This is a genomic window from Acinetobacter sp. MYb10, assembly GCF_002980175.2.
GTDB classification, from domain to species: Bacteria; Pseudomonadota; Gammaproteobacteria; order Pseudomonadales; family Moraxellaceae; genus Acinetobacter; species Acinetobacter guillouiae.
Genome location: NZ_CP058272.1, coordinates 1839757 through 1864975 on the forward strand (window position 1 = coordinate 1839757; position 25219 = coordinate 1864975).

The 25219-nt window shown below is 38.6% G+C and carries 20 protein-coding genes; 10 read left to right on the forward strand and 10 right to left on the reverse strand.

Translation table 11 applies throughout. The annotated features are described in order from the left end of the window. The 4 genes from CQZ96_RS08595 to rplU all read right to left on the reverse strand — a co-directional run bounded on the left by CQZ96_RS08595 (position 1) and on the right by rplU (position 3254). Complete coding sequence (locus CQZ96_RS08595; RefSeq protein WP_105713112.1) at positions 1 to 1533, reverse strand: carotenoid oxygenase family protein; 1533 nt, start codon at positions 1531 to 1533, stop codon at positions 1 to 3. A 187-nt stretch (positions 1534 to 1720) separates the two neighbouring features. Then, positions 1721 to 2416, reverse strand: a complete 696-nt coding sequence (gene lolA / locus CQZ96_RS08600; RefSeq protein ID WP_004722558.1) for an outer membrane lipoprotein chaperone LolA — start codon at positions 2414 to 2416, stop codon at positions 1721 to 1723. Between the two features lie 252 nt (positions 2417 to 2668). Continuing rightward, the gene (gene rpmA / locus CQZ96_RS08605; RefSeq protein WP_004722560.1) at positions 2669 to 2923 is read right to left on the reverse strand and encodes a 50S ribosomal protein L27; all 255 of its coding nucleotides are present in this window, start codon (positions 2921 to 2923) and stop codon (positions 2669 to 2671) included. Between the two features lie 19 nt (positions 2924 to 2942). Continuing rightward, positions 2943 to 3254 (reverse strand): 50S ribosomal protein L21, encoded by a 312-nt coding sequence (gene rplU / locus CQZ96_RS08610; RefSeq protein WP_004722561.1) that lies wholly within the window; start codon positions 3252 to 3254, stop codon positions 2943 to 2945. A gap of 430 nt (positions 3255 to 3684) precedes the next feature. Between rplU and sdsA the strand changes: the two genes are divergently transcribed. The 9 genes from sdsA (at position 3685) to CQZ96_RS08655 (ending at position 15530) form a co-directional block, all read left to right on the forward strand. Continuing rightward, positions 3685 to 4668: an All-trans-nonaprenyl-diphosphate synthase gene (gene sdsA / locus CQZ96_RS08615; RefSeq protein ID WP_056514413.1), complete on the forward strand. Its 984-nt coding sequence runs from the start codon at positions 3685 to 3687 to the stop codon at positions 4666 to 4668. A gap of 15 nt (positions 4669 to 4683) precedes the next feature. Continuing rightward, positions 4684 to 6738, forward strand: a complete 2055-nt coding sequence (locus CQZ96_RS08620) for a site-specific recombinase (RefSeq protein WP_216076342.1) — start codon at positions 4684 to 4686, stop codon at positions 6736 to 6738. Between the two features lie 159 nt (positions 6739 to 6897). Further along, complete coding sequence (locus CQZ96_RS08625) at positions 6898 to 7536, forward strand: phosphatase PAP2 family protein (RefSeq protein ID WP_004722566.1); 639 nt, start codon at positions 6898 to 6900, stop codon at positions 7534 to 7536. Continuing rightward, on the forward strand, positions 7536 to 8792 hold the full coding sequence (locus tag CQZ96_RS08630) for an efflux RND transporter periplasmic adaptor subunit (RefSeq protein WP_105713114.1): 1257 nt from the start codon (positions 7536 to 7538) through the stop codon (positions 8790 to 8792). Before CQZ96_RS08625 ends, CQZ96_RS08630 begins: the two co-directional genes overlap by 1 nt. 13 nt (positions 8793 to 8805) lie before the next feature. Next, positions 8806 to 11985: an efflux RND transporter permease subunit gene (locus tag CQZ96_RS08635; RefSeq protein WP_004722571.1), complete on the forward strand. Its 3180-nt coding sequence runs from the start codon at positions 8806 to 8808 to the stop codon at positions 11983 to 11985. Continuing rightward, positions 11985 to 13445, forward strand: coding sequence for a multidrug efflux RND transporter AdeIJK outer membrane channel subunit AdeK (adeK, locus tag CQZ96_RS08640; RefSeq protein WP_004722574.1), 1461 nt, complete (start codon positions 11985 to 11987; stop codon positions 13443 to 13445). Before CQZ96_RS08635 ends, adeK begins: the two co-directional genes overlap by 1 nt. Before the next feature lie 103 nt (positions 13446 to 13548). Continuing rightward, positions 13549 to 13899 (forward strand): YbjQ family protein, encoded by a 351-nt coding sequence (locus CQZ96_RS08645; RefSeq protein WP_004722575.1) that lies wholly within the window; start codon positions 13549 to 13551, stop codon positions 13897 to 13899. A 9-nt stretch (positions 13900 to 13908) separates the two neighbouring features. Further along, positions 13909 to 14337, forward strand: coding sequence for a YbjQ family protein (locus tag CQZ96_RS08650; protein WP_004722578.1), 429 nt, complete (start codon positions 13909 to 13911; stop codon positions 14335 to 14337). Positions 14338 to 14498: 161 nt separating this feature from the next. Next, positions 14499 to 15530: an agmatine deiminase family protein gene (locus CQZ96_RS08655; RefSeq protein WP_105713115.1), complete on the forward strand. Its 1032-nt coding sequence runs from the start codon at positions 14499 to 14501 to the stop codon at positions 15528 to 15530. A gap of 135 nt (positions 15531 to 15665) precedes the next feature. Here the strand turns inward: CQZ96_RS08655 and CQZ96_RS08660 are convergent, their stop codons facing one another. The 3 genes from CQZ96_RS08660 to CQZ96_RS08670 form a co-directional block, all read right to left on the reverse strand. Next, a complete protein-coding gene (locus tag CQZ96_RS08660; protein WP_105713116.1) occupies positions 15666 to 16433 on the reverse strand; it encodes a hypothetical protein in 768 nt (255 codons plus the stop codon). 388 nt (positions 16434 to 16821) lie between these two features. After that, positions 16822 to 17619: an SDR family NAD(P)-dependent oxidoreductase gene (locus CQZ96_RS08665; RefSeq protein WP_004722584.1), complete on the reverse strand. Its 798-nt coding sequence runs from the start codon at positions 17617 to 17619 to the stop codon at positions 16822 to 16824. An 80-nt stretch (positions 17620 to 17699) separates the two neighbouring features. Next, entirely contained in the window at positions 17700 to 18395 is a 696-nt protein-coding gene (locus CQZ96_RS08670; protein WP_004722586.1) for a hypothetical protein, read from the reverse strand. A gap of 349 nt (positions 18396 to 18744) precedes the next feature. On the opposite strand from CQZ96_RS08670, the gene CQZ96_RS08675 reads away from it, so the two are divergent. Continuing rightward, positions 18745 to 21639, forward strand: coding sequence for a valine--tRNA ligase (locus CQZ96_RS08675; protein WP_105713117.1), 2895 nt, complete (start codon positions 18745 to 18747; stop codon positions 21637 to 21639). A gap of 532 nt (positions 21640 to 22171) precedes the next feature. On the opposite strand, the gene CQZ96_RS08680 is transcribed toward CQZ96_RS08675, so the two are convergent. The 3 genes from CQZ96_RS08680 to CQZ96_RS08690 form a co-directional block, all read right to left on the reverse strand. Further along, positions 22172 to 23137, reverse strand: coding sequence for a hypothetical protein (locus CQZ96_RS08680; RefSeq protein ID WP_105713118.1), 966 nt, complete (start codon positions 23135 to 23137; stop codon positions 22172 to 22174). A 186-nt stretch (positions 23138 to 23323) separates the two neighbouring features. Further along, the gene (locus CQZ96_RS08685; protein ID WP_105713119.1) at positions 23324 to 23692 is read right to left on the reverse strand and encodes an endonuclease domain-containing protein; all 369 of its coding nucleotides are present in this window, start codon (positions 23690 to 23692) and stop codon (positions 23324 to 23326) included. 694 nt (positions 23693 to 24386) lie between these two features. Further along, on the reverse strand, positions 24387 to 25106 hold the full coding sequence (locus tag CQZ96_RS08690) for a carbonic anhydrase (protein WP_105713120.1): 720 nt from the start codon (positions 25104 to 25106) through the stop codon (positions 24387 to 24389). Positions 25107 to 25219: the final 113 nt, after the last annotated feature.

Below are 25219 nucleotides of genomic sequence, written 5' to 3' on the forward strand. Positions count from 1 at the left end.
TTATCCCGATGTGCTAACTCTTTTATTCAAATTAGCGCCAACATTGTCATTTTGATTGGAATCTACATTTGTATGGGTCTCAACCCAATTACAATGAAACCCCAGTGGTATATGTATGCCTAAATCAATTTCAGCTTGTGGCTGAATTTCCAATCCATTTACTTTTAAAATAACAGCTTTGGCTGCTGCTCCCTCCACATGATGTAAATAGGCCATCAAATAACCATGCCCTTCTGCACTGTGTTCATGCTCAGCCACAAAAGTGACTTCACCAATTGCCCACTGTATACCAAAATCATAACTCACAGATGTTTGCATTTCTAAATCATGAATATATAAACAATTGAACAATGCAGTTTCAGCAAAACCCAAAGTGTATAAATAACGATATGCAACCCCAGTAAAACGCGCATCAATTTTCGGAAACTCTTGAATCCGAGAGTCGAGTACAGCTCTATGTAGCGTTTGTGAGCTTAAATCAATGCGCCAACGTTCTAGCTGTGCATGTTGCAATTCATAAGCTGCGTGTTGGGAATGTTCAAAATCATCCTGATGTACCAAAACATCTAAAATAATTCTATTTTCATGATCACGAAAAGCATTTGCTGCATGAAAAACAAAACATGGTTCAAGCTCAATCCACTGAATCTGTTCAGCATTTGCATATTTAGGCAATATCCCAATGCGTGCTGGATGTTGTTTATTCCATTGATAGGGAACACTTGCGCCACGCAATAATCGAGTCATTGAAAAAGTAAGTGGAAAATCAAAAACCAAAACTTCTTGTTGTGTAATGAGACAATCATGAATCATGGGACCATGTTGTAATGAAATTTGCGTCACATGAATTAAATAGCCATGCTGATCAATCACTTGGTAATAGGCATTTTTACGATCTAAAGCATCATAACTAATCGCATGTAAGTGCCCTGTTTTAATATCTTTACGAGGATGTGCAGTAAACGGTAAATCAGCATCACTATTAAACAACTGATAACGCTCTGCATTTAACTCATCATCTAAGCAGATCGGAAACGCACCAGCTTCAATAACCGCCCAAAGCTTTCCCGCATGCTTAAAAATATTGGTATTTACAACATCATGTGCACCACGGCGAAAGCCGCCTATTGCTGGTTGTTGTTTATATTGCTGCACCGTATCTGTGGCCAGCATACTGCTTTTAAAGCAGATTGCTTTACCCGCTTGTAATTTAAGCGCATGAATCATTCCATGACCAAGATACCACTCAAATAATGTAGGCTTTTCTGCCTTAATCGGATTTGAGCCAATTCTTAGCAATAAACCATTTAAATGTGGTGGGATAATTCCTGATATTTTTAAGGTGGTTGTGATAATTTCTTCAACTGGCTGGTAAAGCTTTTTGTGATAAAGATTGACTTCTTTATCACGACGATGCCGTCTTAAAAATCGCCCAATCATGCAGATTAACTTTTGTCTCAAAACATTCAAAAATGACTTTTGCGCAGTCATCTTTGGGTAATGTTTGAGTTTCAATTGTGTTTTGCGATACATACAGCATCTCAGTTTTTATATTCAAACCCTTGTTTGAGCATAGAATACTCTTGTATTGAAAGCTACCGTATTCCTTGAAAGACATCCATCCTTCGCCTGATCAACATGACTGAGTCTATTGCTGTGTTCTGTTTAATCGGCATAAAAAAGCAACCTTACGGTTGCTCTTCTATTCAATCAAAGTCGTTTATTGATCAATAATGTCTGTGCCTTTAGGCGGCACAAAATTAAAGGTAGACGCAGGGATAGCGGCATTGACCTGTACATTGTTAAAACGCACAGTGGTTGTTTGACCTAAAGAATCTTGCAAGATCATTAAAGTCGGTGCATTTTTCGCCCCAAAACTGATCGTCAAACTTTGGAAAGCACCATCTTTTTGTTTTGGATACAAGGTATAGTAAGTTTTACCTGCATTTGGCTGAGTAATACGATAAGCCTTTTGAATTTGTTCTGTATTACCACTGAGGAGTAATGCTGGTGTATTGGCAACCTGCTCATCTAAACTTTGGCGTACAGCTTGCTGTAAGTCAGGATCATAAATCCACACTGTACGACCTGCAGTCACAATAGTCTGTTTTGCGGGCGTGGTGGTTTCCCAATAGAATTTACCAGGACGTTCAACCTTCATTGTACCTTTAAAGGTTTGATTCATATGCTGAGCGGTTAAACCCTTTTTCTGTGCAACTTTACCTGTTTGAGTCGCTTTTGTAGTTTGCTCAAAATTTGCAGTAAAGCTTTTTACACCACTGAGTTGTTTAACCAGATTGGCAGTTGCTTGTTGCTCCGAAGCAGCAGTTGCTGCAAAAACTGTTGTGCTCATTACAGGTGCAAACAGCGCTGCACTTATAGCCACTGCACCCATCGTTTTACGAAGCATATTCATATGTTCACCTTTTCTATGTCTGTACCTCAATTAAAATATTCAAATAATATTTGGCACAGAATGTAATTTATTAGATTGCTTATCTTAAACCAAATTGAGTCAGTAATAATTGAGAAAATAAGAAGTTTTGTATTGTTATTGGTGCAATATGTTGAAAATTATTCATCATGATGAAGATGGTTTTTTGTTTAATAATAAAAAAAAGTGATAAAAAAACCCGCAATAAAGCGGGCTTTTTTGCACTCTTAAAGCTTACGCTTCAACAGATACATAGCGACGGCCAAATTGACCTTTCACTTCAAATTTGATTACGCCGTCAGCAGTAGCAAATAAAGTATGGTCACGACCCATACCAACATTTGTACCAGCGTGGAATTCTGTACCACGTTGACGAACGATAATGTTACCAGCAGTCACAGCTTGACCACCGTACATTTTAACACCTAACATTTTAGGATTCGAATCACGACCGTTTTTGGTCGAACCACCGGCTTTTTTAGTTGCCATGTCTATATACTCCTAGTGATTAACCTGCGATCGTAGTAATTTTCAACTCGGTAAACCATTGACGGTGACCTTGTTGTTTACGGTAGTGCTTACGACGACGCATTTTAACAATACGAATTTTGTCATGACGACCGTGACCAACCACTTCTGCAGTTACTTTTGCGCCAGCTACAACTGGAGCACCGATTTGAATGCTTTCGCCATTCACAACCATTAATACATCATCAAATGTAATAGTCGCGCCAGTTTCAGCTTTCAACAATTCTACTTTAAGGGTTTCACCCTCAACAACACGGTGCTGTTTACCACCGCTTTGGATTACTGCGTACATAATGTACTCCAACTTACCCGTGTCGTCGTGCCGATAAAGGAATATATCGATCTTAAGACGAACGCCACTGGGGGTTATTCAAGGGCAAAGATTTTAAGTGATAATGAATTAAACAACAAGTCATTTCCAGCAAATATTATCATTGTATAGAAAATAATCTACATAAAACGGTTTTTTTAAGATTTCCCCTTTGATAATATGAATTTTTTTTTAAGATACAGCTAAAATTGAAATAGATTTTTAAAACAAATCCGCTACTATGTAGCTCAAAAGAATGATCGATTGAATGTTCAATGCTTTATTCATCTTTGGACAAAGAAAGAACAAATCATTAAGATTCAGGCACGATGTCTGCTTGCAAAAGCAACATTCAGACATGTTAATTGTTACACTAGCAACTTATAACGCATTTGCATGAGGCTCCCACCCGATGACCATCGACTTTAAGCAAGATATTCTCGCTCCAGTTGCAACCGACTTTGCTGCAATGGACAAGTTTATTAATGAAGGGATTACCTCAAAAGTTGCTTTAGTGATGGCCGTCAGTAAACATGTTGTTGAAGCTGGCGGTAAACGCATGCGTCCAATCATGTGCCTACTTGCAGCAAAAGCATGTGGTGCAACAGATCTACAGATGGACCCTTATCGCAAACTGGCAGCAATCATTGAAATGCTGCATACCGCAACATTGGTACATGATGATGTTGTAGATGAATCTGGTTTACGTCGTGGCCGTCCAACTGCAAACGCAACTTGGAACAACCAAACTGCTGTGTTGGTGGGTGATTTTCTGATTTCTCGAGCTTTTGATCTTCTGGTTGATCTCGACAATATGATCTTGCTCAAAGACTTTTCGACTGGCACTTGTGAAATTGCCGAAGGTGAAGTGTTACAGCTTCAAGCACAGCATCAACCCGAAACGACTGAACAAACTTATTTAGATATTATTCACGGTAAAACTTCTCGTTTATTTGAACTTGCAACTGAAGGTGCTGCCATCATTGCAGGGAAACCTGAGTATCGTGAACCATTACGTTTATTTGCAGGTCATTTTGGCAATGCCTTTCAAATTATTGATGATATTTTAGACTATACATCTGATGCTGAAACATTAGGTAAAAATATTGGTGATGATTTGATGGAAGGTAAACCCACTTTACCTTTAATCTCTGCCTTAGCAAATACCCAGGGTGAAGAGCACGAAATTATCCGTAAAAGTATCGCAACTGGTGGAACAAGCGATTTAGATCGTGTGATTGAAATTGTTCAGAGCTCAGGTGCTTTAGATTATTGTAGTCGCCGTGCCACAGAAGAAACTCAAGCTGCGATTCAGGCTTTGAATCATTTGCCTGAATCTGAGTATCGCCAGGCATTGTATAATTTAGCGCAACTTGCCTTACATCGAATTCAATAAAATTTAACAAGGCTTATGCATATACAATTTAATGATCTTTTCCTCCTTATGCAGGAACAACTTGATAGCATAAAAGTTGTTCCCAATCCTGATATATTAATTGAGTTAATCAATCGTATCAGACCCAGCGACAGCCACAATTTAGAAGAAAGTCAAAATAAATTTGATGCTTTAATTCAAGCACTGCTCACTACACCCAATGCATCTTCTGCATTTCAAGGCTACTTACTCAAGCTGGTAAACCACTATAAACAAGCAGGCTTGTATGCGGATAGTGGGATTTTATCTTTAGACGGCTTTTGGAATCAGCTTGGGCAACGGATTGGTGCACATTTTCTACCTTTATTAACAGACGAATCAGATCTCAAAGATTTGGTTGGCAAAGTGTTTCACCAGCGTAGTGATAAATATTGGCTGGAAAATATCAGTGAAAAGAAATGGGAACAATTGTTCCGATTGCTCAATCAAGGTCATCGTTATAAAAACGATAAATTGGGAATTAAACGCGATATTGTCAAAGCCATCACTGTGCTTTCCTATCGAATCAGTGGTATTGGCTTATATCCTGAATTTATCAATGCCTACCCCGAACTTCAAGAATATGAATCACCTTTTTTAGTTCAAAACCGTGAAATTGTTGAGTTTATAGAAGCGTATAAAAAGCAACATCGCGATGAAGATGAATTTGCTGTGGGTATTCCTCCCGATGCAGACCAAGCGTTGGTCATGATTGAACAATGTCGTGATGTGGTACAGAAAATCCGTCGAGCAATTAAACGGATTGGGGTGAGCTTAAGCCTGACTTATTTACTCTCGCTACTAGAACAATGTATTGATCGAATTGAACTCTTACTCAATCTTCTGGTCGAAGATGATCAGATTCGTTATCAGCTCTGCGGTGAATTGCTCACGGACTTAGTCAATGCACACTATAGTGAAACCAGTGTGCGTGATTTACTTAAAACCAACAGTGAGTTAATCGCACTACAAGTCACTGAAAATGCCAGTAAGACAGGCGAACATTATGTAAGTACCGATAAGAAAGGTTTCTTTGGCATGTATAAAGCAGCTGCAGGTGCAGGTGCGATTATTGCAACCATGGCAACCCTGAAAATACTGACTGCACGTTTAGTCCTTGCGCCATTTTTGCATGCCTTTCTCTACAGTATGAATTATTCATTGGGTTTTATCCTGATCCATGTTTTACACTTTACTGTAGCAACCAAACAGCCTGCGATGACGGCGGCCGCACTTGCATCAACAGTTCAGCACCAAAAAGGTTCAAAAACAGCGCAAATTGCTGAACTTGCCGGACTGATTATTAATATTATTCGGACCCAGTTTATTGCAATTCTGGGAAATATTTCGATTGCGATTCCTACTGCCGCATTAATTACCTATCTATGGCAGCTGTCAATGCATGAACCACTTTTGACGCATGCTAAAGCCACAACCTTACTCGCCAGTCTAAATCCATTTACTTCATTGGCAATTCCTCATGCAGCAATTGCCGGTGTTTGTTTATTTTTATCAGGATTAATCGCTGGATATTTTGACAATATGTCAGTCTATCGAAAAGTCGGTCCCCGCTTAAAAGCCCACATAAAATTGAAAAAAATGATGGGACAAGCCAGACTGGACAAATTTGCAGATTATATAGAGCGAAACTTAGGCGCTTTAGCGGGTAATTTTATCTTTGGGATCATGCTTGGAAGTATGGGAACCATTGGTTTTATCTTAGGTTTACCTTTAGATATCCGCCATATTGCATTTGCTGCTGCTAACTTTATTCAAGGCTTAATGACCATCAATGGTTCACCTGATATTGGCCTCATCATTGTGTCTTTCCTTGGGGTGTTGTGTATTGGTTTGACCAACTTATTTGTCAGCTTCACGCTCACCATTATTGTGGCACTCAGAGCAAGACAAGTTCGTTTTTCACAATGGAAACCATTGGCAAAACTTATATTTACCCATTTTTCTACCCGTCCGCTAGATTTCTTCTGGCCGCCAAAACAACCCTTACAACTTGAAGATGAGGCAAACTCACAAAGCAAACTAAATCACTAGGATTTTTGTTATTTTTTGTGCAAATTGTTAAATATTTCACAAAAAGAAATTAGTATAAATTACCTAAATTTACTCACTTGAAAAAAAGTGTACTGGCTAGTACACTTCGGTTGATTAAATAAACTTAACGTACGCAATTTATATACTCTAGGTTAACTTATGCCTTACGTATTGCTCCTTATTGGCTGTATAGGTTTACTTATTGGGAGTGTTGGTTTAAACATTAACCAGATACAACAGTTTGATTTTTCAAGCGTTGTATGGATGAGTTCACACCGTTTAGAGGTCTTAAATGGTCTAGCACTCACCCTATCCTATCTGGGCGGCTTACCGTCAATGATCGTGATTGCAGGGCTATGTAATTTATATTTCATACGTCTAAAACAATATGCAAATGTGCTGATGATTAGTATTGGACTGCTCGGTGCTGCGGCAATTGGTTGGATACTCAAATATCTGGTCAATCGTCCTAGACCCGATGAAATTTACCAAATGGTGCAAACCTATGGTGCTTCATTTCCTAGTGCTCACAGTATTTATGCAGCGATTGTATGCTGTTCGATTATGTTTATATTTCAAAAACATCGCCAAGTTAAATGGATTAGCTTGGGGGGCTTTTTATGGTTTCTAAGCATGGGGGGCTCTAGAATTTATCTAGGGGCACATTTCCCAACTGATGTACTCACTGGATGGGGTATAGGTGTCATATGGGCTGCAATTTTATGGCTCATACTGTCACGAGAAACGTTAAGACAGAACAAATTATTTTTAGATAAGAATCTAAACGAGGTGGAATAATGATGTCGGCAAAGCTTTGGGCTCCTGCCCTTACTGCTTGTGCTCTCGCAACAAGTATTGCACTTGTAGGCTGCAGCAAAGATCCTAAATCAGCACAACAAGCTGGTGGTGCTGCCCAAAAAATGCCGCCGACTGAAGTTGGTGTCATTGTTGCTCAGCCACAAAGCGTAGAACAAAGTGTTGAACTTTCTGGTCGTACTTCAGCGTATCAAATCTCTGATGTTCGCCCACAAACAAATGGCGTGATTTTAAAACGTTTGTTTACTGAAGGTAGTTATGTTCGTGAAGGTCAACCTCTTTATGAGATTGACTCGAGTATCAATCGTGCAAACTTAGACAGTGCAAAAGCAGCTTTAGTACGTCAGCAAGCAAACTTAAATGCCTTGCAGGTTAAAGCAAATCGTTATCGTCAACTTGTCGGCATCAATGCTGTTTCTAAGCAAGAGTTTGATGATTTGCTTGCACAAATCAAACTTGCTGAAGCAGATATTGCAGCGTCAAATGCTGCTGTTAAAAATGCGCAAATTGACCTAGGTTATTCAACTGTTCGTTCACCTATTTCCGGTCAATCTGGTCGTTCTTCAGTCACTGCTGGTGCTTTGGTGACTGCAAACCAAGCCAATGCTTTGGTTACGATTCAGCAACTTGACCCAATTTATGTAGACATCAGCCAATCAAGTGCTGAGTTATTACGTCTACGTCAACAGTTAAGCCAAGGTAGTATTGATCGTAGCAACAACACCAAAGTTCGTTTAAAACTTGAAGATGGTAGCTACTACGGTGTGGAAGGAAACCTTGCATTTTCTGATGCTAGTGTAGATCCAAGCACAGGTTCTGTGACTTTACGTGCAGTCTTCTCAAATCCTAATCATTTATTATTGCCGGGTATGTTTGCCAATGCGCAGATCGTACAAGGCGTAATTCCAAATGCTTACTTAGTTCCACAAGCAGCAATTACACGCACACCAACTGGCCAAGCAATCGCGATGCTTGTAAATGCAAAAGGTGTAGTTGAAAGCCGTCCTGTAACAACTGTAGGTGTTCAAGGTAAAGATTGGATCGTCACTCAAGGCCTAAATACTGGCGATAAAGTGATTGTTGATGGTATTGCCAAAGTAAAACCAGAACAAGCTGTGGTTGCTAAACCTTATCAGCCTCAAGCGGCTGCACCACAAGCAGGTGCTAAACCAGGTACAGCAGCACAACCTGTTCAACAAAATAAATCCAGTGAACAAAAAGCTACTTCAAATGCATAAGGGGTAGACGAATATGGCTCAATTTTTTATTCATCGCCCCATTTTTGCGTGGGTGATTGCACTGGTAATTATGTTGGCGGGTATTCTGACGCTAACAAAAATGCCTGTTGCTCAGTATCCAACAATTGCTCCTCCTGTAGTGACAATTGCTGCAACTTATCCTGGTGCTTCTGCACAAACTGTTGAGAACACCGTAACTCAGATCATTGAACAACAAATGAATGGTCTAGATGGTTTACGTTATATCTCATCAAACAGTGCGGGTAATGGTCAGGCATCAATTAACCTGAATTTTGAACAAGGTATTGATCCAGACATTGCACAGGTTCAAGTACAGAACAAATTACAGTCTGCGACAGCACTTTTACCTGAAGATGTACAACGTCAAGGCGTAAAAGTGACCAAATCTGGCGCGAGCTTTATGCAAGTACTTGCATTTTATTCGCCAGATGGCAGCCTTTCTGGCGCTGACATTAAAGACTATGTAAATTCAAATATTTCTGAACCACTGAGTCGTGTTGCAGGCGTAGGTGAAATTCAAGTCTTTGGTGGTCAATATGCAATGCGTATCTGGCTAGACCCAGCTAAAATGACCAGTTTGCAAGTTACACCAAGTGATATTGCTGCTGCCATTCGTGCACAAAACTCACAAGTGGCTGTAGGTCAATTGGGTGGTGCTCCAGCTGTACAAGGTCAAATCCTGAATGCGACTGTCAATGCGCAAAGCATGTTGCAAACACCTGAACAATTTAAAAACATCTTCCTAAAAAACACGTCTTCTGGTGCTCAAGTTCGTTTGGGTGATGTTGCACGCGTAGAATTAGGTTCAGACAGTTATCAATTCGATTCTAAATTTAATGGTAACCCTGCGGGCGGTGTAGCAATTAAATTGGCAACAGGTGCAAATGCACTTGATACAGCCGCTGCTGTAGAAAAACGCCTCACTGAATTGCGTAAAAACTACCCTGAAGGCTTAAAAGATAAAATTGCTTATGACACCACACCGTTTATTAAGCTTTCAATTGAAAGTGTGGTACATACGTTAATTGAAGCAATCGTTCTTGTATTCTTCGTGATGTTCTTGTTCTTACAAAACTGGCGTGCAACGATTATCCCAACAATGGCAGTTCCTGTGGTTGTACTTGGGACATTTGCAGTTATTAATATTTTTGGCTTCTCGATCAATACCTTAACCATGTTCGCCATGGTACTGGCGATTGGTCTATTGGTCGATGATGCCATCGTTGTGGTTGAGAACGTCGAACGGGTAATGCAAGAAGAACATGCCGGTCCAGTTGAAGCCACTGAAAAATCGATGAAACAAATTTCAGGTGCTTTGGTCGGTATTACCAGCGTATTGACTGCTGTATTTGTGCCAATGGCATTCTTTGGTGGTACTACGGGGGTAATTTACCGTCAGTTCTCGATCACGCTCGTTACAGCAATGGTTTTGTCTTTAATCGTTGCTTTAACTTTTACCCCAGCTCTTTGTGCAACATTGTTAAAACAGCATGATCCAAATCAAGAACCAAGCAATAACATTTTTGCGCGTTTCTTCCGTTGGTTTAACCGCAGTTTTGAAAAAGTAGCAGAGAAATACCAAGGTGGTGTCAATCGTATGACCCATCATAAGATATTCTCTGGTGCGATCTATATTGCTGTGATTGTTGCCTTAGTTGGACTGTACAAAATGCTCCCCTCTTCTTTCTTACCAGAAGAAGACCAAGGCGTAGTTATGACGTTGGTTCAGCTACCACCAAGTGCCAGCCTTGAACGAACAGATAAAGTCATCACAACCATGACCGATTACTTCTTAAATAAGGAAAAAGCACATGTAGATACTATTTTTACAGTTTCTGGTTTCTCATTTACAGGTGTCGGGCAAAATGCTGGTTTAGCTTTTATTAAATTGAAAGACTGGAGTGAACGTACCACACCTGAATCACAAATTGGCGCCATTATTCAACGCGGTATGGCACTGAATATGATTGTAAAAGATGCATCATACATCATGCCATTGCAATTACCTGCAATGCCTGAATTAGGTGTTTCATCAGGTTTTGACATCCAATTAAAAGATGCAAGTGGTCAAGGTCACGATAAACTCATTGCTGCACGTAATGCTATTTTAGGTATGGCTTCTCAAGACAAACGTCTTGCAGGTGTTCGTCCAAATGGTCAAGAAGATACCCCTCAATATCAAATCAACATTGATCAAGCGCAAGCTGGTGCAATGGGAGTCAGTATTGCGGATATTAATTCGACCATGAGCATGGCGTGGGGTGGTTCTTATATCAATGACTTCGTTGACCGTGGTCGTGTGAAAAAAGTTTATGTTCAAGGCGAATCAAACGCTCGTATGATGCCTGAAGACTTAAACAAATGGTATGTACGTAACAATAGCGGCACCATGGTTCCATTCTCTGCATTTGCAACAGGTCAATGGACCTATGGTTCACCTCGTCTCGAACGTTATAACGGTGTAGCTTCTGCAAACATTCAAGGTACTCCAGCACCGGGCGTAAGTTCGGGAGATGCGATGCTTGCCATGGAAGAAATTATTGGTAAGTTACCGTCTATGGGCTTAACAGGTTTCGACTATGAATGGACGGGTCTGTCTTTAGAAGAACGTGAATCTGGTAGTCAAACTGTTCCGCTTTTGATTCTTTCTTTGCTTATTGTATTCCTTTGCCTTTCAGCTTTATATGAAAGTTGGTCTATCCCTGTTTCAGTATTGCTAGTCGTACCTTTAGGTGTTATTGGTGCATTTACTTTAACCTGGTTGGGCATGGTCATCAAAGGTGATCCTAACTTATCATTTAACATCTACTTCCAAGTCGCGATCGTTGCAGTCATCGGTTTGTCTGCAAAAAATGCGATTTTGATTGTAGAGTTTGCAAAAGAGTTGCAAGAACAAGGTGAAGAATTGTTTGAAGCGACATTGCATGCTGCAAAAATGCGTTTACGTCCAATTATCATGACAACCTTAGCGTTCGGTTTCGGTGTATTACCACTTGCTTTATCAAGCGGTGCTGGTGCCGGTAGCCAACACTCAGTCGGTTATGGTGTATTAGGTGGTGTAATTAGCTCAACACTTTTAGGTATCTTCTTTATTCCTGTGTTCTTCGTATGGATTCGTAGTATCTTTAAGTACAAACCTAAAAATCAAAATATTCAGGAGCATAAATCGTGATGCAAAAAGTATGGTCTATTTCAGGTCGTAGCATTGCGGTATCTGCACTTGCGCTTGCTTTGACAGCTTGTCAAAGCATGCGTGGCCCAGAACCCGTAGCTCAAGCGAACATACCAACAGGTTATATTCAAAATAACGGTGGTACATCTATTGCTGAACAAGGTTATAAAGAGTTTTTTGCAGATCAACGCTTACTTCAAGTGCTTGATCTTGCTTTAGCCAATAACCGTGATTTACGTACAGCAACATTGAACATTCAACGTGCTCAACAAGCCTATCAAATCACTGAAAACAATCAGTTACCAACGATTGGTGCAAGTGGTGGTCTGTTACGTCAGGATCAAGGTGTAGGTGCTCAAACACGTTATAATGTGGGTCTTGGTGTAACTGCTTATGAGTTAGACTTCTGGGGTCGGGTAAAAAGTTTAAAAGACAATGCGCTTGATACTTATTTATCGACTGCAAGTGCGCGTGATGCAACGCAAATCAGCTTAATTAGTCAAGTTGCACAAGCTTGGTTAAATTACTCTTTTGCCAGCGCACAACTTAAGCTCGCTGACCAAACATTAAAAGCGCAACTTGACTCTTATAACCTCAACAAAAAACGTTTTGATGTCGGTATTGACAGTGAAGTGCCTGTTCGTCAGGCTCAGATTTCTGTTGAAACCGCACGTAATGATGTTGCCAATTATAAGACTCAAATTGCACAAGCTCAGAACTTGCTAAATCTGCTTGTTGGACAATCAGTTCCAGACAACTTATTGCCAACACAACGTGTAACGCGTATTACCTCAAATGCTGCGTTCGCTTCTGGTTTACCAAGTGACTTGCTGAACAACCGTCCAGACGTCAAAGCGGCTGAATACCAACTTTCTGCTGCTGGTGCAAATATCGGTGCTGCAAAAGCACGCTTATTCCCAACCATTAGTTTGACGGGTACGGCAGGTTACGCATCTACTGATTTAAGTGATTTATTTAAATCAGGTGCTTTCGTTTGGTCTTTAGGTCCTAGTCTTGATATTCCGTTATGGGATTGGGGCACACGTAAAGCGAACATTAAGATTTCAGAAACAGATCAACAAATTGCGTTATCTGACTATGAAAAATCAATTCAATCTGCTTTCCGTGAAGTCAATGATGCATTAGCGACTCGCCAAAATATTGGTGATCGTCTTTCTGCTCAAAAACGTTTAGTTGATGCAACCAATACTACGTATAAACTTTCAAATGCCCGCTTCCGTGCAGGTATTGATAGTTACTTAACTGTTTTAGATGCTCAACGTACTTCTTACTCTGCTGAACAAGGTTTATTGCTATTAGAGCAAGCAAACTTAAACAATCAGGTAGAAGTTTATAAAACCCTTGGTGGTGGTCTAAAAGCCAACACTGCGGATCAAATTGCACAACCGGCCTCTTCATCTGAATTGAAATATCATTCAAAAGATAAAAAAGTCAGTTAATCTCAGTTTGATAATCAAAGCTCACTTCGGTGGGCTTTTTTTATTGCTTTTTGATGGATAATTTCCTATGTTTAAAGCAAGACATCATCAATGAATATTTAAAATGAAACTCAGTAATTTAGAAACTGTTCCAGCACATGTCATAAAGCAACAGCTTGATGTCGTTTATGGAAGCACGGTCCGCAGTAAACATGTCGGACGTGACTTTATGGCTGGTCTAAAAAATATTGTCGGTGGTGAACTCAAAGGCTATACCGAATTATTAGAAGAATCACGTCAAGAAGCCATGAATCGTATGATTGAAAAAGCACGTGTTTTAGGTGCCAATGCAATTGTCGGTATCCGTTTTTCTACGTCTAATATTGCGCAAGGTGCTTCAGAACTTTTTGTCTATGGTACTGCGGTCATTGTTGAACCGACCACAACACAACTTCCTGACCCATTTTCAAAATAGGCGAAACAGATGGATGGTTTAATTTTTAAAATTGGGCTCACACTGGTTCTGTTTTTTATTGGCTGGGGGTTTGGACGTTTTATCGAACAAAAGCATTTAAAAGAATTGGCAGACAATGAACAACGGCTTGCTCATATTCGGATTGATACCAATAAGTTCAAAGTCTCTGAAAAGCATGGGCAACTCATCAGTAGTAATGTGGTGATTTCACATGATTATTTTAAATATATTATCGCGCAAATTCAGAACTTCTTTGGTGGTCGTTTAACCACCTATGAGAGTGTCGTAGATCGCGCACGTCGAGAAGCAATTGTTAGATTAAAACAGGAAGCTGAAAATATTGGAGCAACGCATATTATGGGCTTACGTTTAAGTACCACTGAACTCGGTATGCAAGGTGGAATGGTTGAAGTCTTTGCCTATGGAACAGCAACTTAATCTCACTCCTCTTTTTTTAAATAATCATCATGATTTTTTCATCAGAATACATAATCACTGTTGGACTGTCTGGTTTTGTATTCTGGTGATGTAAAGTTCTGGGAATACCTTGACCATAACAAAAATGTAAAAATCTTAACTTCATGAACAGGTTAGACATCATGAAAGCTTTAGCACTTAAAATAAGTATCGGATTATTGTCTATGCTTCCATTCACAATAAATGCAGAATTGATTGTATTGGCTTCGCCACAAAGTCAGGATAAGTACTATGCAGAAAAAATCGATGATATCTTTGATTTCCATGTCGATTATGCAAAGAAAATTATTCAGAATGGTGACAATGTGATGATCTTAACCGATCAACAACTTTACCCTGATTATGTCAAAGCATTGGGTAAACAGCATGTCACCATCGCGCCTATGCAAGATATTTGGATGCGTGATTTTAGTAGTGCCAATCCCAATCAACCTGTTCTTTTTCGTTATACCGCAGCAGGACAAGGTGGAACCAAAAAAGCTCAAGCCATTTCTGATGATGTTCAAGCAGACTTTAAAGCCTATAGTCAAAAAGCTGGTTTAAAATTTACCCAGACTCAACTGCTCAATGATGGCGGTAATTGGGTTGAAGATGGTTATGGCAATGTTGTGTTAAGCACCAAGTTCTTAGCTGACAATCATTTAACCGAAAACCAAGCTAGAGCACAGCTGATCCGTTTAACGGGCGCTAAACATATTGCATTTATTGAAGCGGATGAACAAGGTGGTTTAGAACATGCGGATGGTGTGGTAAGCTTTATAGATCAGAATACTTTAGTGATTAACACCTATCCTGAAGACCCCGACTACGCCAAACAGTTAAAAATTGATTTAAAACGCGGTATTCCAGATATCAAAATTCATGAAATCACCACACCTTATGATGGTAGTGAGATCTATGATGAAAAATTTGGTTCTGCTTGTGGTTTATATACCAATATGCTGGTTACGCCTGAGCGTATTTATTTTCCGCAATTTGGTATTAAACAAGATGCACTGGCATTACAGCAAATTCGTCGTCTAACCAAACGAACAGTCATTCCAATTCACTCTGCACAGGTGTGCCATATGGGTGGTGGAGTGCGCTGTATGTCATGGCAATTAAGAGGCAAAAATGCTGAATTATTATTAAACTACTTCAATAGAATACATTAAGCATTCGATTTTTACCCTTTCAAATATCCTGTTATTTTAAAAGCATTCATCTTTTAGCTCACGACTAACTTTTAGCTCGCTAACTAGAAGATGAATGTTTAATATTCAGCATTACTATCCAACTGCTTATATTGCCTATCTGTACTGATATTCATCTTTAAATTTTTTAGGAAATTGATATTTTTTCCCATCAAATTTTAAAACAAACCGTTGTTGGGATAATTGATGATTAACTTCTTGGCAATCCTCATTTATCACTTGCGTCTGGTAGCGTTTAATTTTGCTATTGACCAAAATATCCGTATATTTCTTGGTTTGGGTTGACTGCATCACTAAGGTAGAAGCGCGTTCTTCAATATCTGCATTACAATGCATATCTATTTCTGCCCGATTACGTGTCACAATCAAGCTGTCCAGAATTTGTTGTTTATTTTTAAGGTCATATAAATTTAAAAGTTGCATAGAAAAAGGAAAGGGCTGTGAGTGACCTGAGTAATTTAATCTTAGACCCAAAGCTCGATTTGAATCAGTGACTTTATAATTTGCTGTATCCAGCTCAATTGAATTTAGGCTAATTGCATCCGAAACCATGCGTTCTGCAACAGCATAGTGATAAATCACCTTTAAATTTTTTGGATTAAACTTAAATAAGTCTAAAGCATAATTCCCTTCTTCTGGGTGTCCTTTTACAGGAATCCATTGGGCATAGGCCATGATCATATTTGAATTATCAACAGGATCGAGTTTACAATCGATTAAAGACTGTTCAAGCTTTACAATTTTAGCCTGCTTCAATATTTGCGCAACAACTTGAGTATCATGACAAATATTTGCATAAACGGCACTGATCAATATGAATTGTAGACTGATGGCTTTAAAAATTATTTTCATTAGGTTTAACATAACCTGAGTTCGATATAAAATTCTTGATGAAGTATGATACTCGGAAACGTCATCCGCGACTGTCTGAGGCAGGACTTCATTCAGAAAGTGTTGTTTCTGCGATTCATTGAATGCGTTACTGGTGTCCGACGAGTTTTGCGGATGACAATGGTTTTGCCTACTTTTCCCGAAAGAAAAGTAGGGCGAGCCGCAGGCTGATCCTGAAATTGAATGAGAGCTCAGCAAGACTCCGTCAAGACCATTGTTTTTCAATAAATTAAAAATATAGTTAGGTCGAACCCACGTTAACATAGTTTTGTTTGCTTATAGAGACGGAACATATCAAGAAAAAGCACTTATACAATGTATAAACGCCTTATCAATACATGTAAAATTTATGAATGTTTAATCACTTTACTTTCATCTTGCGAATCATTTTATAAAGTGTAGATGGTGATAGACGAGAAACCAACACACCCAATTTTTCTTTACGCCCACCTACGACAATATATTCTTGACCTTTTAATAAAGCAGAAACCGTTTTCTGCGCAAAATCATCAGCTTCTAATCCATTTTCAATGGCTTCATCCTGATGTGCCTGTGCTTTTCCTGCACCATTTAAGGCATTGAAAGATACATTGGTTTTTACAAAACCAGGGAAAATAACAGAAACATTAACACCATCTTGTGCCACTTCTGCGCGTAAACTGTTTGCCCACATATGAATCGCTGCTTTTGCTGCAGAGTAAGATGCCCGATATTGCGTCCCCAATAAGCCCGCAACGCTAGAAATATACGCAATTCGCCCAGATTTTTGAGCTAAAAAGGTTGGTAAAACCAATTTGGTCAAAAACACTTGAGAGAAGTAATCAATTTCCATAATCGCACGTTCAGTTTGCATTGTGGTATCAGCAATCAGTGCCCTTTGGCTTAAACCCGCATTGTTGATCAACCAATCAATACGCCCTTTCTCATCTAAGACTTGTTCATATGCATGGCGTACTTGTGCTTCATCGGTAATATCCATTGCCACAGAAATATGATGATCTGGGTTAAGAAGACTTATACGAACTTTTTCAAGTTCTTCTAAACGTCTTGCACTTAAAACCACTTGTGCACCTTGTAAAGCACATTCAGCAGCCAAGGCTTTACCAATCCCTGAAGATGCGCCTGTAATCCAAACCACCTTTCCTTCTAAGCTTTCCATTTTATTATGCTCTTGAATATGGTGAATAAATATTAGACCACGTGACCCACCAAATCAATCAAGTGATTTGCTTTTAAAAACTAACCTTCAACTAAAAACTTTTTAAAATGTTCTGCATAATGTTGCGCCTTTTCTACATTGCGAGGATTGTATTCATCGCCAACTTTTTCTAAGCGTTTATAGCCAGTACTGGTGATCATATTAATCACACCATTTAAGGTTTTATCGACCACAAAGTTAAATTTTAACAAAGTCTTAGGGTCACGGATAAATTCTGATACACCGAGGTCAATAATTTTAACCAAATTTTTTAGTGTCACAGGCAAAGCACTGGTATCCCCTTGAATGACCTTTTGAATATTGCTGGTCGCTTCTTGCCCTAAGCTACGGTCTAATTGGTAATACATCACCACTTCAGTTGCATCTGAATCTTCAAACTTTTTAAGAATATGGTTTGCCACAGGCTTTAGACGATCATTACTAAAAAAGGAAATTGACCACGGCATATATTTTTTTAATGCCCCTTCAATCTGATCAAAAATCTGTTCCGCTTCTTTGAGCTTTTTCTTCCCTGTCGCATCTAGTGCATCATTTTTACGTTGTTCATCAAGTAAGGTTCCAAAAACCTGATCCAGCACTTGGCATGACATTTCCGTAAAGACATTACCTAATTGTTTTGCCAGATCTCTTTTTTCGCCATGATTCAAACTTTGGGTAATGCTTTTTAACTCTTGGTAAGTCTGCTGTTTAATCAATAAATCGATTTTATACTGCATTGTTATGTGTCCTTTTGTTGTTTTGTCCTATTCAATTTTGATCTTAGCAAAACTTGAAATATCTTGCATTGTCTTTAACTACTGCTATTTGTTGAATATCAATCACAAATACTCTCAACAAATCAAATATCTAAAACACGCATTTGTAAATATGACTCAGTTAAAACCCCATAATATCCAACATTTGTCATATTTAAGATCGATAAAAACAACAAATGCATCTTGTATTCTCATGTTTTGATTGCTGCATTTAATTCAACATAAATATGCCATAACAGGAATCAACATTCCTAATGAATATTTGCTACAATGAATGCAATTTTTTACTTACTTTTGATCTGTTTTTACTATGACTGATTCAGCGCAAAATATTGCTACAACCTACGATCCTACCGAGATCGAGAAAAAATGGTACAAGACTTGGGAAGAGAAAGGTTATTTCCAACCGTCTCGTAAAGGCGATTCATTCTGTATCATGATTCCGCCACCGAACGTCACAGGTAGCTTGCACATGGGTCATGGTTTTAACAATGCCATCATGGATGCCTTGACACGTTACAACCGTATGTCTGGTAAAAATACTTTATGGCAACCGGGTACTGACCATGCGGGTATTGCAACGCAAATGGTGGTTGAGCGTCAATTGGCAGCTCAAGACATTAGTCGTCATGATTTAGGGCGTGAAAAGTTCATCGACAAAATTTGGGAATGGAAAGAACAATCTGGCGGCACAATTACCCGTCAAATTCGTCGTCTTGGCTCATCTGTAGATTGGTCACGTGAACGTTTCACCATGGATGATGGCCTTTCAAATGCTGTTAAAGAAGTATTTGTAAAACTGCATGAACAAGGTTTGATTTACCGTGGCAAACGCTTGGTAAACTGGGACCCTAAACTACAAACTGCACTTTCAGACCTAGAAGTTGAATCAGATAAAGAAGAACAAGGTTCATTGTGGCACTTCAAATACTTCTTTGAAGATAAGTCTCTACGTACTCAAGACGGTCACGATTATTTAGTGGTTGCAACAACCCGTCCAGAAACATTACTGGGTGATACTGCTGTTGCAGTTGCTCCAGATGACGAACGTTATGCACACCTAGTTGGTAAAAATATTATCCTGCCGATTACAGGTCGTGCGGTTGCGATTGTTAAAGATGAATATGTCGATAAAGAATTCGGTACAGGTTGTGTAAAAATCACCCCTGCACATGACTTCAATGATTATGAAGTGGGCAAACGTTGTGAACTCGCAATCATCAACATTTTCAACAAAAATGCCGAAGTTTTAGCTGATTTTGAGTTTATCGCAAAAGCTGGCGAAGCGATTTCTAAAACCATCCCAGCACCAGCTGATTATATTGGTTTAGAGCGCTTTGCTGCACGTAAAAAATTGGTTGCACAAGCTGAAGCTGAAGGTTGGTTAGACCAAATTCAACCCTATACACTGAAACCACCACGTGGTGACCGTTCAGGTGTGATCATTGAACCATTATTGACCGACCAATGGTATGTCAAGATTGCGCCTCTTGCAGAGCCTGCAATCAAAGCAGTAAAAGATGGCGATATTAAGTTTGTGCCTGAACAATACAGCAATATGTATATGGCTTGGATGAACAACATTCAAGACTGGTGTATTTCTCGTCAATTGTGGTGGGGTCACCGTATCCCAGCTTGGTACGATGCAGAAGGCAACATATATGTTGGTCGTTCTGAAGAAGAAGTTCGTGAAAAAAACAATATCGCTGCTGATATTGAATTAAACCAAGATGAAGATGTACTGGATACATGGTTCTCTTCAGGTCTTTGGACCTTCTCTACACTGGGTTGGACCGGTGATGAAGCAAAAGATAAAGAAAACTATTTCTTAAATACATTCCACCCAACGGATGTATTGGTTACTGGTTTTGACATCATTTTCTTCTGGGTTGCCCGAATGATCATGATGACCATGCACTTCATGAAAAATGAAGATGGCACACCGCAAGTTCCATTTAAAACTGTGTATGTACATGGTTTGGTTCGTGACGGTGAAGGTCAAAAAATGTCTAAATCTAAAGGCAACGTACTCGACCCATTAGATTTGATTGATGGTGTAGATCTTGAAACCTTAGTACAAAAACGTACCACGGGTTTAATGAACCCTAAAGATGCACCAAAAATTGAGAAATCTACGCGTAAAGAATTTCCTGAAGGTATTCAAGCTTACGGTACAGATGCGGTTCGTTTTACTTTCTGTGCACTTGCCAATACAGGCCGTGACATTAAGTTCGATATGAAACGTGTTGAAGGCTATCGTAACTTTGCCAACAAAATCTGGAACGCAACCCGTTTCGTGATGATGAACTGTGAACAACAGCCAATTGGTCAGGAAATCCGTCAAGATCTTTGGGAACTTCCTGAACAATGGATTGTCAGCCGTTTACAAAAAGCGGAAGCTGCGGTTCAACAAGCGTTTGCAACCTACCGTTTAGATTTGGCTGCTCAAGCGATTTATGAGTTCATCTGGAATGAATACTGTGACTGGTATGTTGAACTGACCAAACCAGTACTGAATGATGAAAACGTATCGGCTGAGCGTAAAGCAGAAGTTCGTCGTGTCCTTCTTTCTGTAATGGAAGCGTCTTTACGTCTTGCACATCCAATCATGCCATTCTTAACTGAAGAAATTTGGCAGACCCTTGCACCAATGATTGGTATTGGTGGTGAAACCATCATGCTTGCGCCATACCCTGTTCCAAATCCTGAACGTATCAATGATCAGGCTGAAGCGGATATGCTTGGGCTACAAGGCTTAATTGGCGCTGTACGTAATATTCGTGGCGAAATGGGCTTAGGTAATGCACGTTTATTACCTGTATTGCTTCAAAACGCGACTGATGCTGAAAAAGCACAAATTGCACGTATTGAACCACTGTTTAAAGCTTTGGCTAAAGTTGAAAGCATTACCTTCTTAACCGATGCTGAGCAACCACCATTATCTTCATCTTCTGTTGTTGGTCATGTGTCTGTATTTGTACCAATGAAAGGCTTGATTGATCCAAAAGCAGAACTTGCTCGCTTGCAAAAAGACTTAGACAAAGTTCAAAAACAGCATGACCAAATTGCTTCTAAACTTGCAAATGAGGGCTTTGTCGCTAAAGCACCTGCTGCTGTTGTTGAAGGTGAAAAAGTTAAACTTGCTGAGTTTGTAGATCAGTTAGCCAAGATTAAAGCCAATATGGAACAGATTGCAGCGCTTTAAGCTAAGCTTGCAATTTTGCCTCTAAAGAAGGAAGCTTAATTAAGCTTCCTTCTTTTTTTGAGTAAAATAATTATGGTTATTCAAAAATTAAAACAACATTTCATCAATCAAAATATACGTATCAATCAACCGACTACATTGTTAGAAACGTTAAAATTTGAACAAAAATAAGGAGTTAGACTTCCACAAATTTTTAAAGAATATTTTATTTTTTTCAATGGTACAGGTGAAGCCAATTTTGGTGATGAGGGCTATTCTTTCTTTTCTTTAGCTGAATTTAGACCTGTAAAAGATTTAAAAGGGATTGAAAACTTTCCTCATGCAAATTGTTTTGTATTCTCTGAATTCTTACTCTGGATGACTGCATATGCAGTAAAACTAGACGAACATGGCAATGAATTCGGCATTTATGAAATCTGTAATACGCATAATAAGGTTTGTAACAGTTTTGAAGAGTTTATCTCAATGATGATGACAAATGATTGTGATCATCTTTCATGATTCTGAACACTGAATTGAATAATTTCTTGATTTATATCGGGTCAATATAACTTTCATCAATTTCAAAACCATGTTGTCTCGCTTCTTGCTCTGCTTTGTAGCGAAGTAGTTTAGCCTTTACTTTGTAAGCTTCAATTTCATTCACATCATCAAGACCTTCTGGACAATAACTTTTATAAGATAACAAATTATTTGCCTTATTTATTTCGAACGAAACCGAAAATGCATCATCATAAAAAACACTCATATAGATCCCATCTAAATAAAGATTGAGATCAATTGCATGAAGTTCACCCTCTAGACAATTACAAAATTGTTCAAAAGATAAAATGGATTGATTAGGTAAAATTGTATGCTGTTGCTCTTTTAATAAACGTTCTTCGCATGAAACTGCATATCTAGCATCATGAGGTAAATAATAATTTTTCCATCCCTGTTTAAGTAAGATTGCTAACTTTTGAGTAAATTGCTTATAAGCTTGTTCCAAAGTTGCGTTTTCATCACTCCAGCGATCAGAAATATTGTATGAATAAATCTCTCGATCCGCCAAGTAAAAACAACAAAAAAAAGCCTGATCAAAATTTAATGTAACACTCTCTGTAGAAAGCTCTACAGGTACATATCGGACATCTTCGTCACCATCATGATCATAGACACACCCAAAATCTATAATCAATCGATTAAGCGACTTAGGAGCTTCTTGAATCAATACATCCATTTGTATATTTGAAAGATTGAGTTGATGCTTTAAATCAATTAAACCATCGTCTTTTAAACTCAGTTTTAAAAAGCCAATTTTTTCAGCATCAATCATGTCTTTACGCTTTTCATCTGATTGGACTTTGAAACTTTCAGTCCAATATGTTGATTGCGAATCATTCATTTCTTTTTGATGAGGATAAGACGTATCTTTTGAACTTTTATTATTTTTTATTACGATGACAACAAGAGTGATAAAAATCAACAAAGCCAAAATTATCAACAAATTTAAAATCATAGTACTCACTTTTTATTAAAAAATTTAAATTATCGCAAAATTATAATTTAAATTATTAAAAATAAATATTTGTTTTTTAAAAATATTAATTACCCTCACCCCAACCCTTCTCCCATAGGGAGAGGGAGTATCATTTGATTTCATGAAAATCTGAATTCAAAAATGGAGTTCCCTCTCCTTCCAGGGTTAGGGAGAGGTGTCTTTCAATTCAATACAGATATTCCACAAATCCGCTAACACCACTTCAGTCTGATTCAATACATCATCATTCCAATAACGGATAACTTTAAGTCCCAAGGCCTCTAAAAACTGAGTTCTTTCATTATCATAAGCTACGCCCACATCTGTATTATGTTGACCACCATCCAACTCAACCACTAAGTCCAATTCATGACAGTAAAAATCAACAATATAAGGCTCAATCACATGTTGACGACGAAACTTTAAATTCATAAATCGTTGAGCTCGTAAAAGTTGCCACATAAGATGTTCGGCATCTGTGGCATCGTGTCGCATAGATTTAGCGTATTCTAATAATTTGGGGTTTAGCTTCATTTTATTTTCCCTCTCCCTAACCCTCTCCCACGGGGAGAGGGGACTTCCGTTACTAATTTTATCTTTATTTGATACACAATAAATTTCTCTCCTTCCAGAAGAAGGCTAAAGAGAAGTAACTAAAATGTTTGTATAAATTCCACCACCTCAATCTCCATCAAACGTGGAAGGAACATTCTTTGAGAATTTAATAATTATTCGATACACAATGGAGTTCTCTCCTTTCAGAAAAAGGCTAAAGAGAGGTGGCTAAAAATATGTGCATAAAATTCCACAACCTTAATTTTCCCCAAAATGTGGCAGAAACACTCTTTGAGAGTTTAATAATCATTCGATACACAATAGGTTTCTCTCTCCTTTCAACAAAGGATTAAAGAGAGGCAACTAAAAATATTTGCATAAACTCCACCACCTCAATCTCCATCAAACGTGGAAGGAAAATTATTTGAAAATTAAATAGTTATTTGATACACAATGAAGTTCCCTCTCCTTTCAGGAGAGGGTTAGGGAGAGGTGTCTTTCAATTCAATACAGATATTCCACAAACCATCCAACACCGCCTCAGTCTGATTTAACACATCATCATTCCAATAACGAATAACTTTAGTGCAAAAAAAAATTAAAAGAATTTTTCTAAGCAAATCCCACAAAAGAATTAAAAAAGTAGATCCTCTGATCTACTTTTCACCCTGAATTACTCCAAAATCAACCGCGCGCCAATCGGTTGTATCGGACGATTATTTGGATGTCCCATTAACTCCATAAACGACTCAATTTGCTCATTCGATGCCTGCTGAATTTCCTTAAACACCACCCATCGGACTCCTTCTGAACAGGGCGGTGTTGTTAAAGACCCATTAAAACGGTAATACTCTAAGTTATTGGGTAAATAGCTGTCTGCTTTATTTTTTGAATATAGCTGATTACTTTCACCCACTTTTTTAGGCAACACATTCCAAATATGTTTTAGTTTTTCATTCTCCAATCCATGTTGAAACATTAATGCGACAACGGCCAATTCACCTTTATCTGAAGCATGCACTAAATGTAATTCCATGGGATAGCTCTGGCCATTAATATTGTTTTCACTTGGACTATGTACATGAAATTGTTCCAATAAAAAAGTCTGCCCATCTAAAACTAAACTTGCGCCTTGGTTAAACTCGATCTGCATCGTATGACCAATATTTTGCACAGACTTTGCTGTAGTGTGATAATTAAATTCCAATGGTGGTAAATTCGCAGTCACCGTATCTCGAATATCAATTGGAGATTGATTTATTCCTGCACACGCTTGGTATTGTTGATTTGCGCTTGCCCAATCTTTAGGGTTTTGATAATCCCAATCTGATCCTGCCCAAAGTATTGTTGTAGCGAATAGACTAATTATTGTTAAACCGTATTTAATAAACATAAGAGCCTCTTAATTATTCAAATATTTTCAGCACTGAATGCTCTATTTATAAATGCTCTAGTCATATGAAATACTGTTGTACTAAAGAGCATGATGTGAATTTGGTAAATTTT

What these genes read in the sequence shown, in the direction of transcription:
- CQZ96_RS08595 (WP_105713112.1), bottom strand. Translation starts at nt 1,533, where the DNA reads ATGTATCGCAAAACACAATTGAAACTCAAACATTACCCAAAGATGACT.
- lolA (WP_004722558.1), bottom strand. Translation starts at nt 2,416, where the DNA reads ATGAATATGCTTCGTAAAACGATGGGTGCAGTGGCTATAAGTGCAGCG.
- rpmA (WP_004722560.1), bottom strand. Translation starts at nt 2,923, where the DNA reads ATGGCAACTAAAAAAGCCGGTGGTTCGACCAAAAACGGTCGTGATTCG.
- rplU (WP_004722561.1), bottom strand. Translation starts at nt 3,254, where the DNA reads ATGTACGCAGTAATCCAAAGCGGTGGTAAACAGCACCGTGTTGTTGAG.
- sdsA (WP_056514413.1), top strand. Translation starts at nt 3,685, where the DNA reads ATGACCATCGACTTTAAGCAAGATATTCTCGCTCCAGTTGCAACCGAC.
- CQZ96_RS08620 (WP_216076342.1), top strand. Translation starts at nt 4,684, where the DNA reads ATGCATATACAATTTAATGATCTTTTCCTCCTTATGCAGGAACAACTT.
- CQZ96_RS08625 (WP_004722566.1), top strand. Translation starts at nt 6,898, where the DNA reads ATGCCTTACGTATTGCTCCTTATTGGCTGTATAGGTTTACTTATTGGG.
- CQZ96_RS08630 (WP_105713114.1), top strand. Translation starts at nt 7,536, where the DNA reads ATGATGTCGGCAAAGCTTTGGGCTCCTGCCCTTACTGCTTGTGCTCTC.
- CQZ96_RS08635 (WP_004722571.1), top strand. Translation starts at nt 8,806, where the DNA reads ATGGCTCAATTTTTTATTCATCGCCCCATTTTTGCGTGGGTGATTGCA.
- adeK (WP_004722574.1), top strand. Translation starts at nt 11,985, where the DNA reads ATGCAAAAAGTATGGTCTATTTCAGGTCGTAGCATTGCGGTATCTGCA.
- CQZ96_RS08645 (WP_004722575.1), top strand. Translation starts at nt 13,549, where the DNA reads ATGAAACTCAGTAATTTAGAAACTGTTCCAGCACATGTCATAAAGCAA.
- CQZ96_RS08650 (WP_004722578.1), top strand. Translation starts at nt 13,909, where the DNA reads ATGGATGGTTTAATTTTTAAAATTGGGCTCACACTGGTTCTGTTTTTT.
- CQZ96_RS08655 (WP_105713115.1), top strand. Translation starts at nt 14,499, where the DNA reads ATGAAAGCTTTAGCACTTAAAATAAGTATCGGATTATTGTCTATGCTT.
- CQZ96_RS08660 (WP_105713116.1), bottom strand. Translation starts at nt 16,433, where the DNA reads ATGTTAAACCTAATGAAAATAATTTTTAAAGCCATCAGTCTACAATTC.
- CQZ96_RS08665 (WP_004722584.1), bottom strand. Translation starts at nt 17,619, where the DNA reads ATGGAAAGCTTAGAAGGAAAGGTGGTTTGGATTACAGGCGCATCTTCA.
- CQZ96_RS08670 (WP_004722586.1), bottom strand. Translation starts at nt 18,395, where the DNA reads ATGCAGTATAAAATCGATTTATTGATTAAACAGCAGACTTACCAAGAG.
- CQZ96_RS08675 (WP_105713117.1), top strand. Translation starts at nt 18,745, where the DNA reads ATGACTGATTCAGCGCAAAATATTGCTACAACCTACGATCCTACCGAG.
- CQZ96_RS08680 (WP_105713118.1), bottom strand. Translation starts at nt 23,137, where the DNA reads ATGATTTTAAATTTGTTGATAATTTTGGCTTTGTTGATTTTTATCACT.
- CQZ96_RS08685 (WP_105713119.1), bottom strand. Translation starts at nt 23,692, where the DNA reads ATGAAGCTAAACCCCAAATTATTAGAATACGCTAAATCTATGCGACAC.
- CQZ96_RS08690 (WP_105713120.1), bottom strand. Translation starts at nt 25,106, where the DNA reads ATGTTTATTAAATACGGTTTAACAATAATTAGTCTATTCGCTACAACA.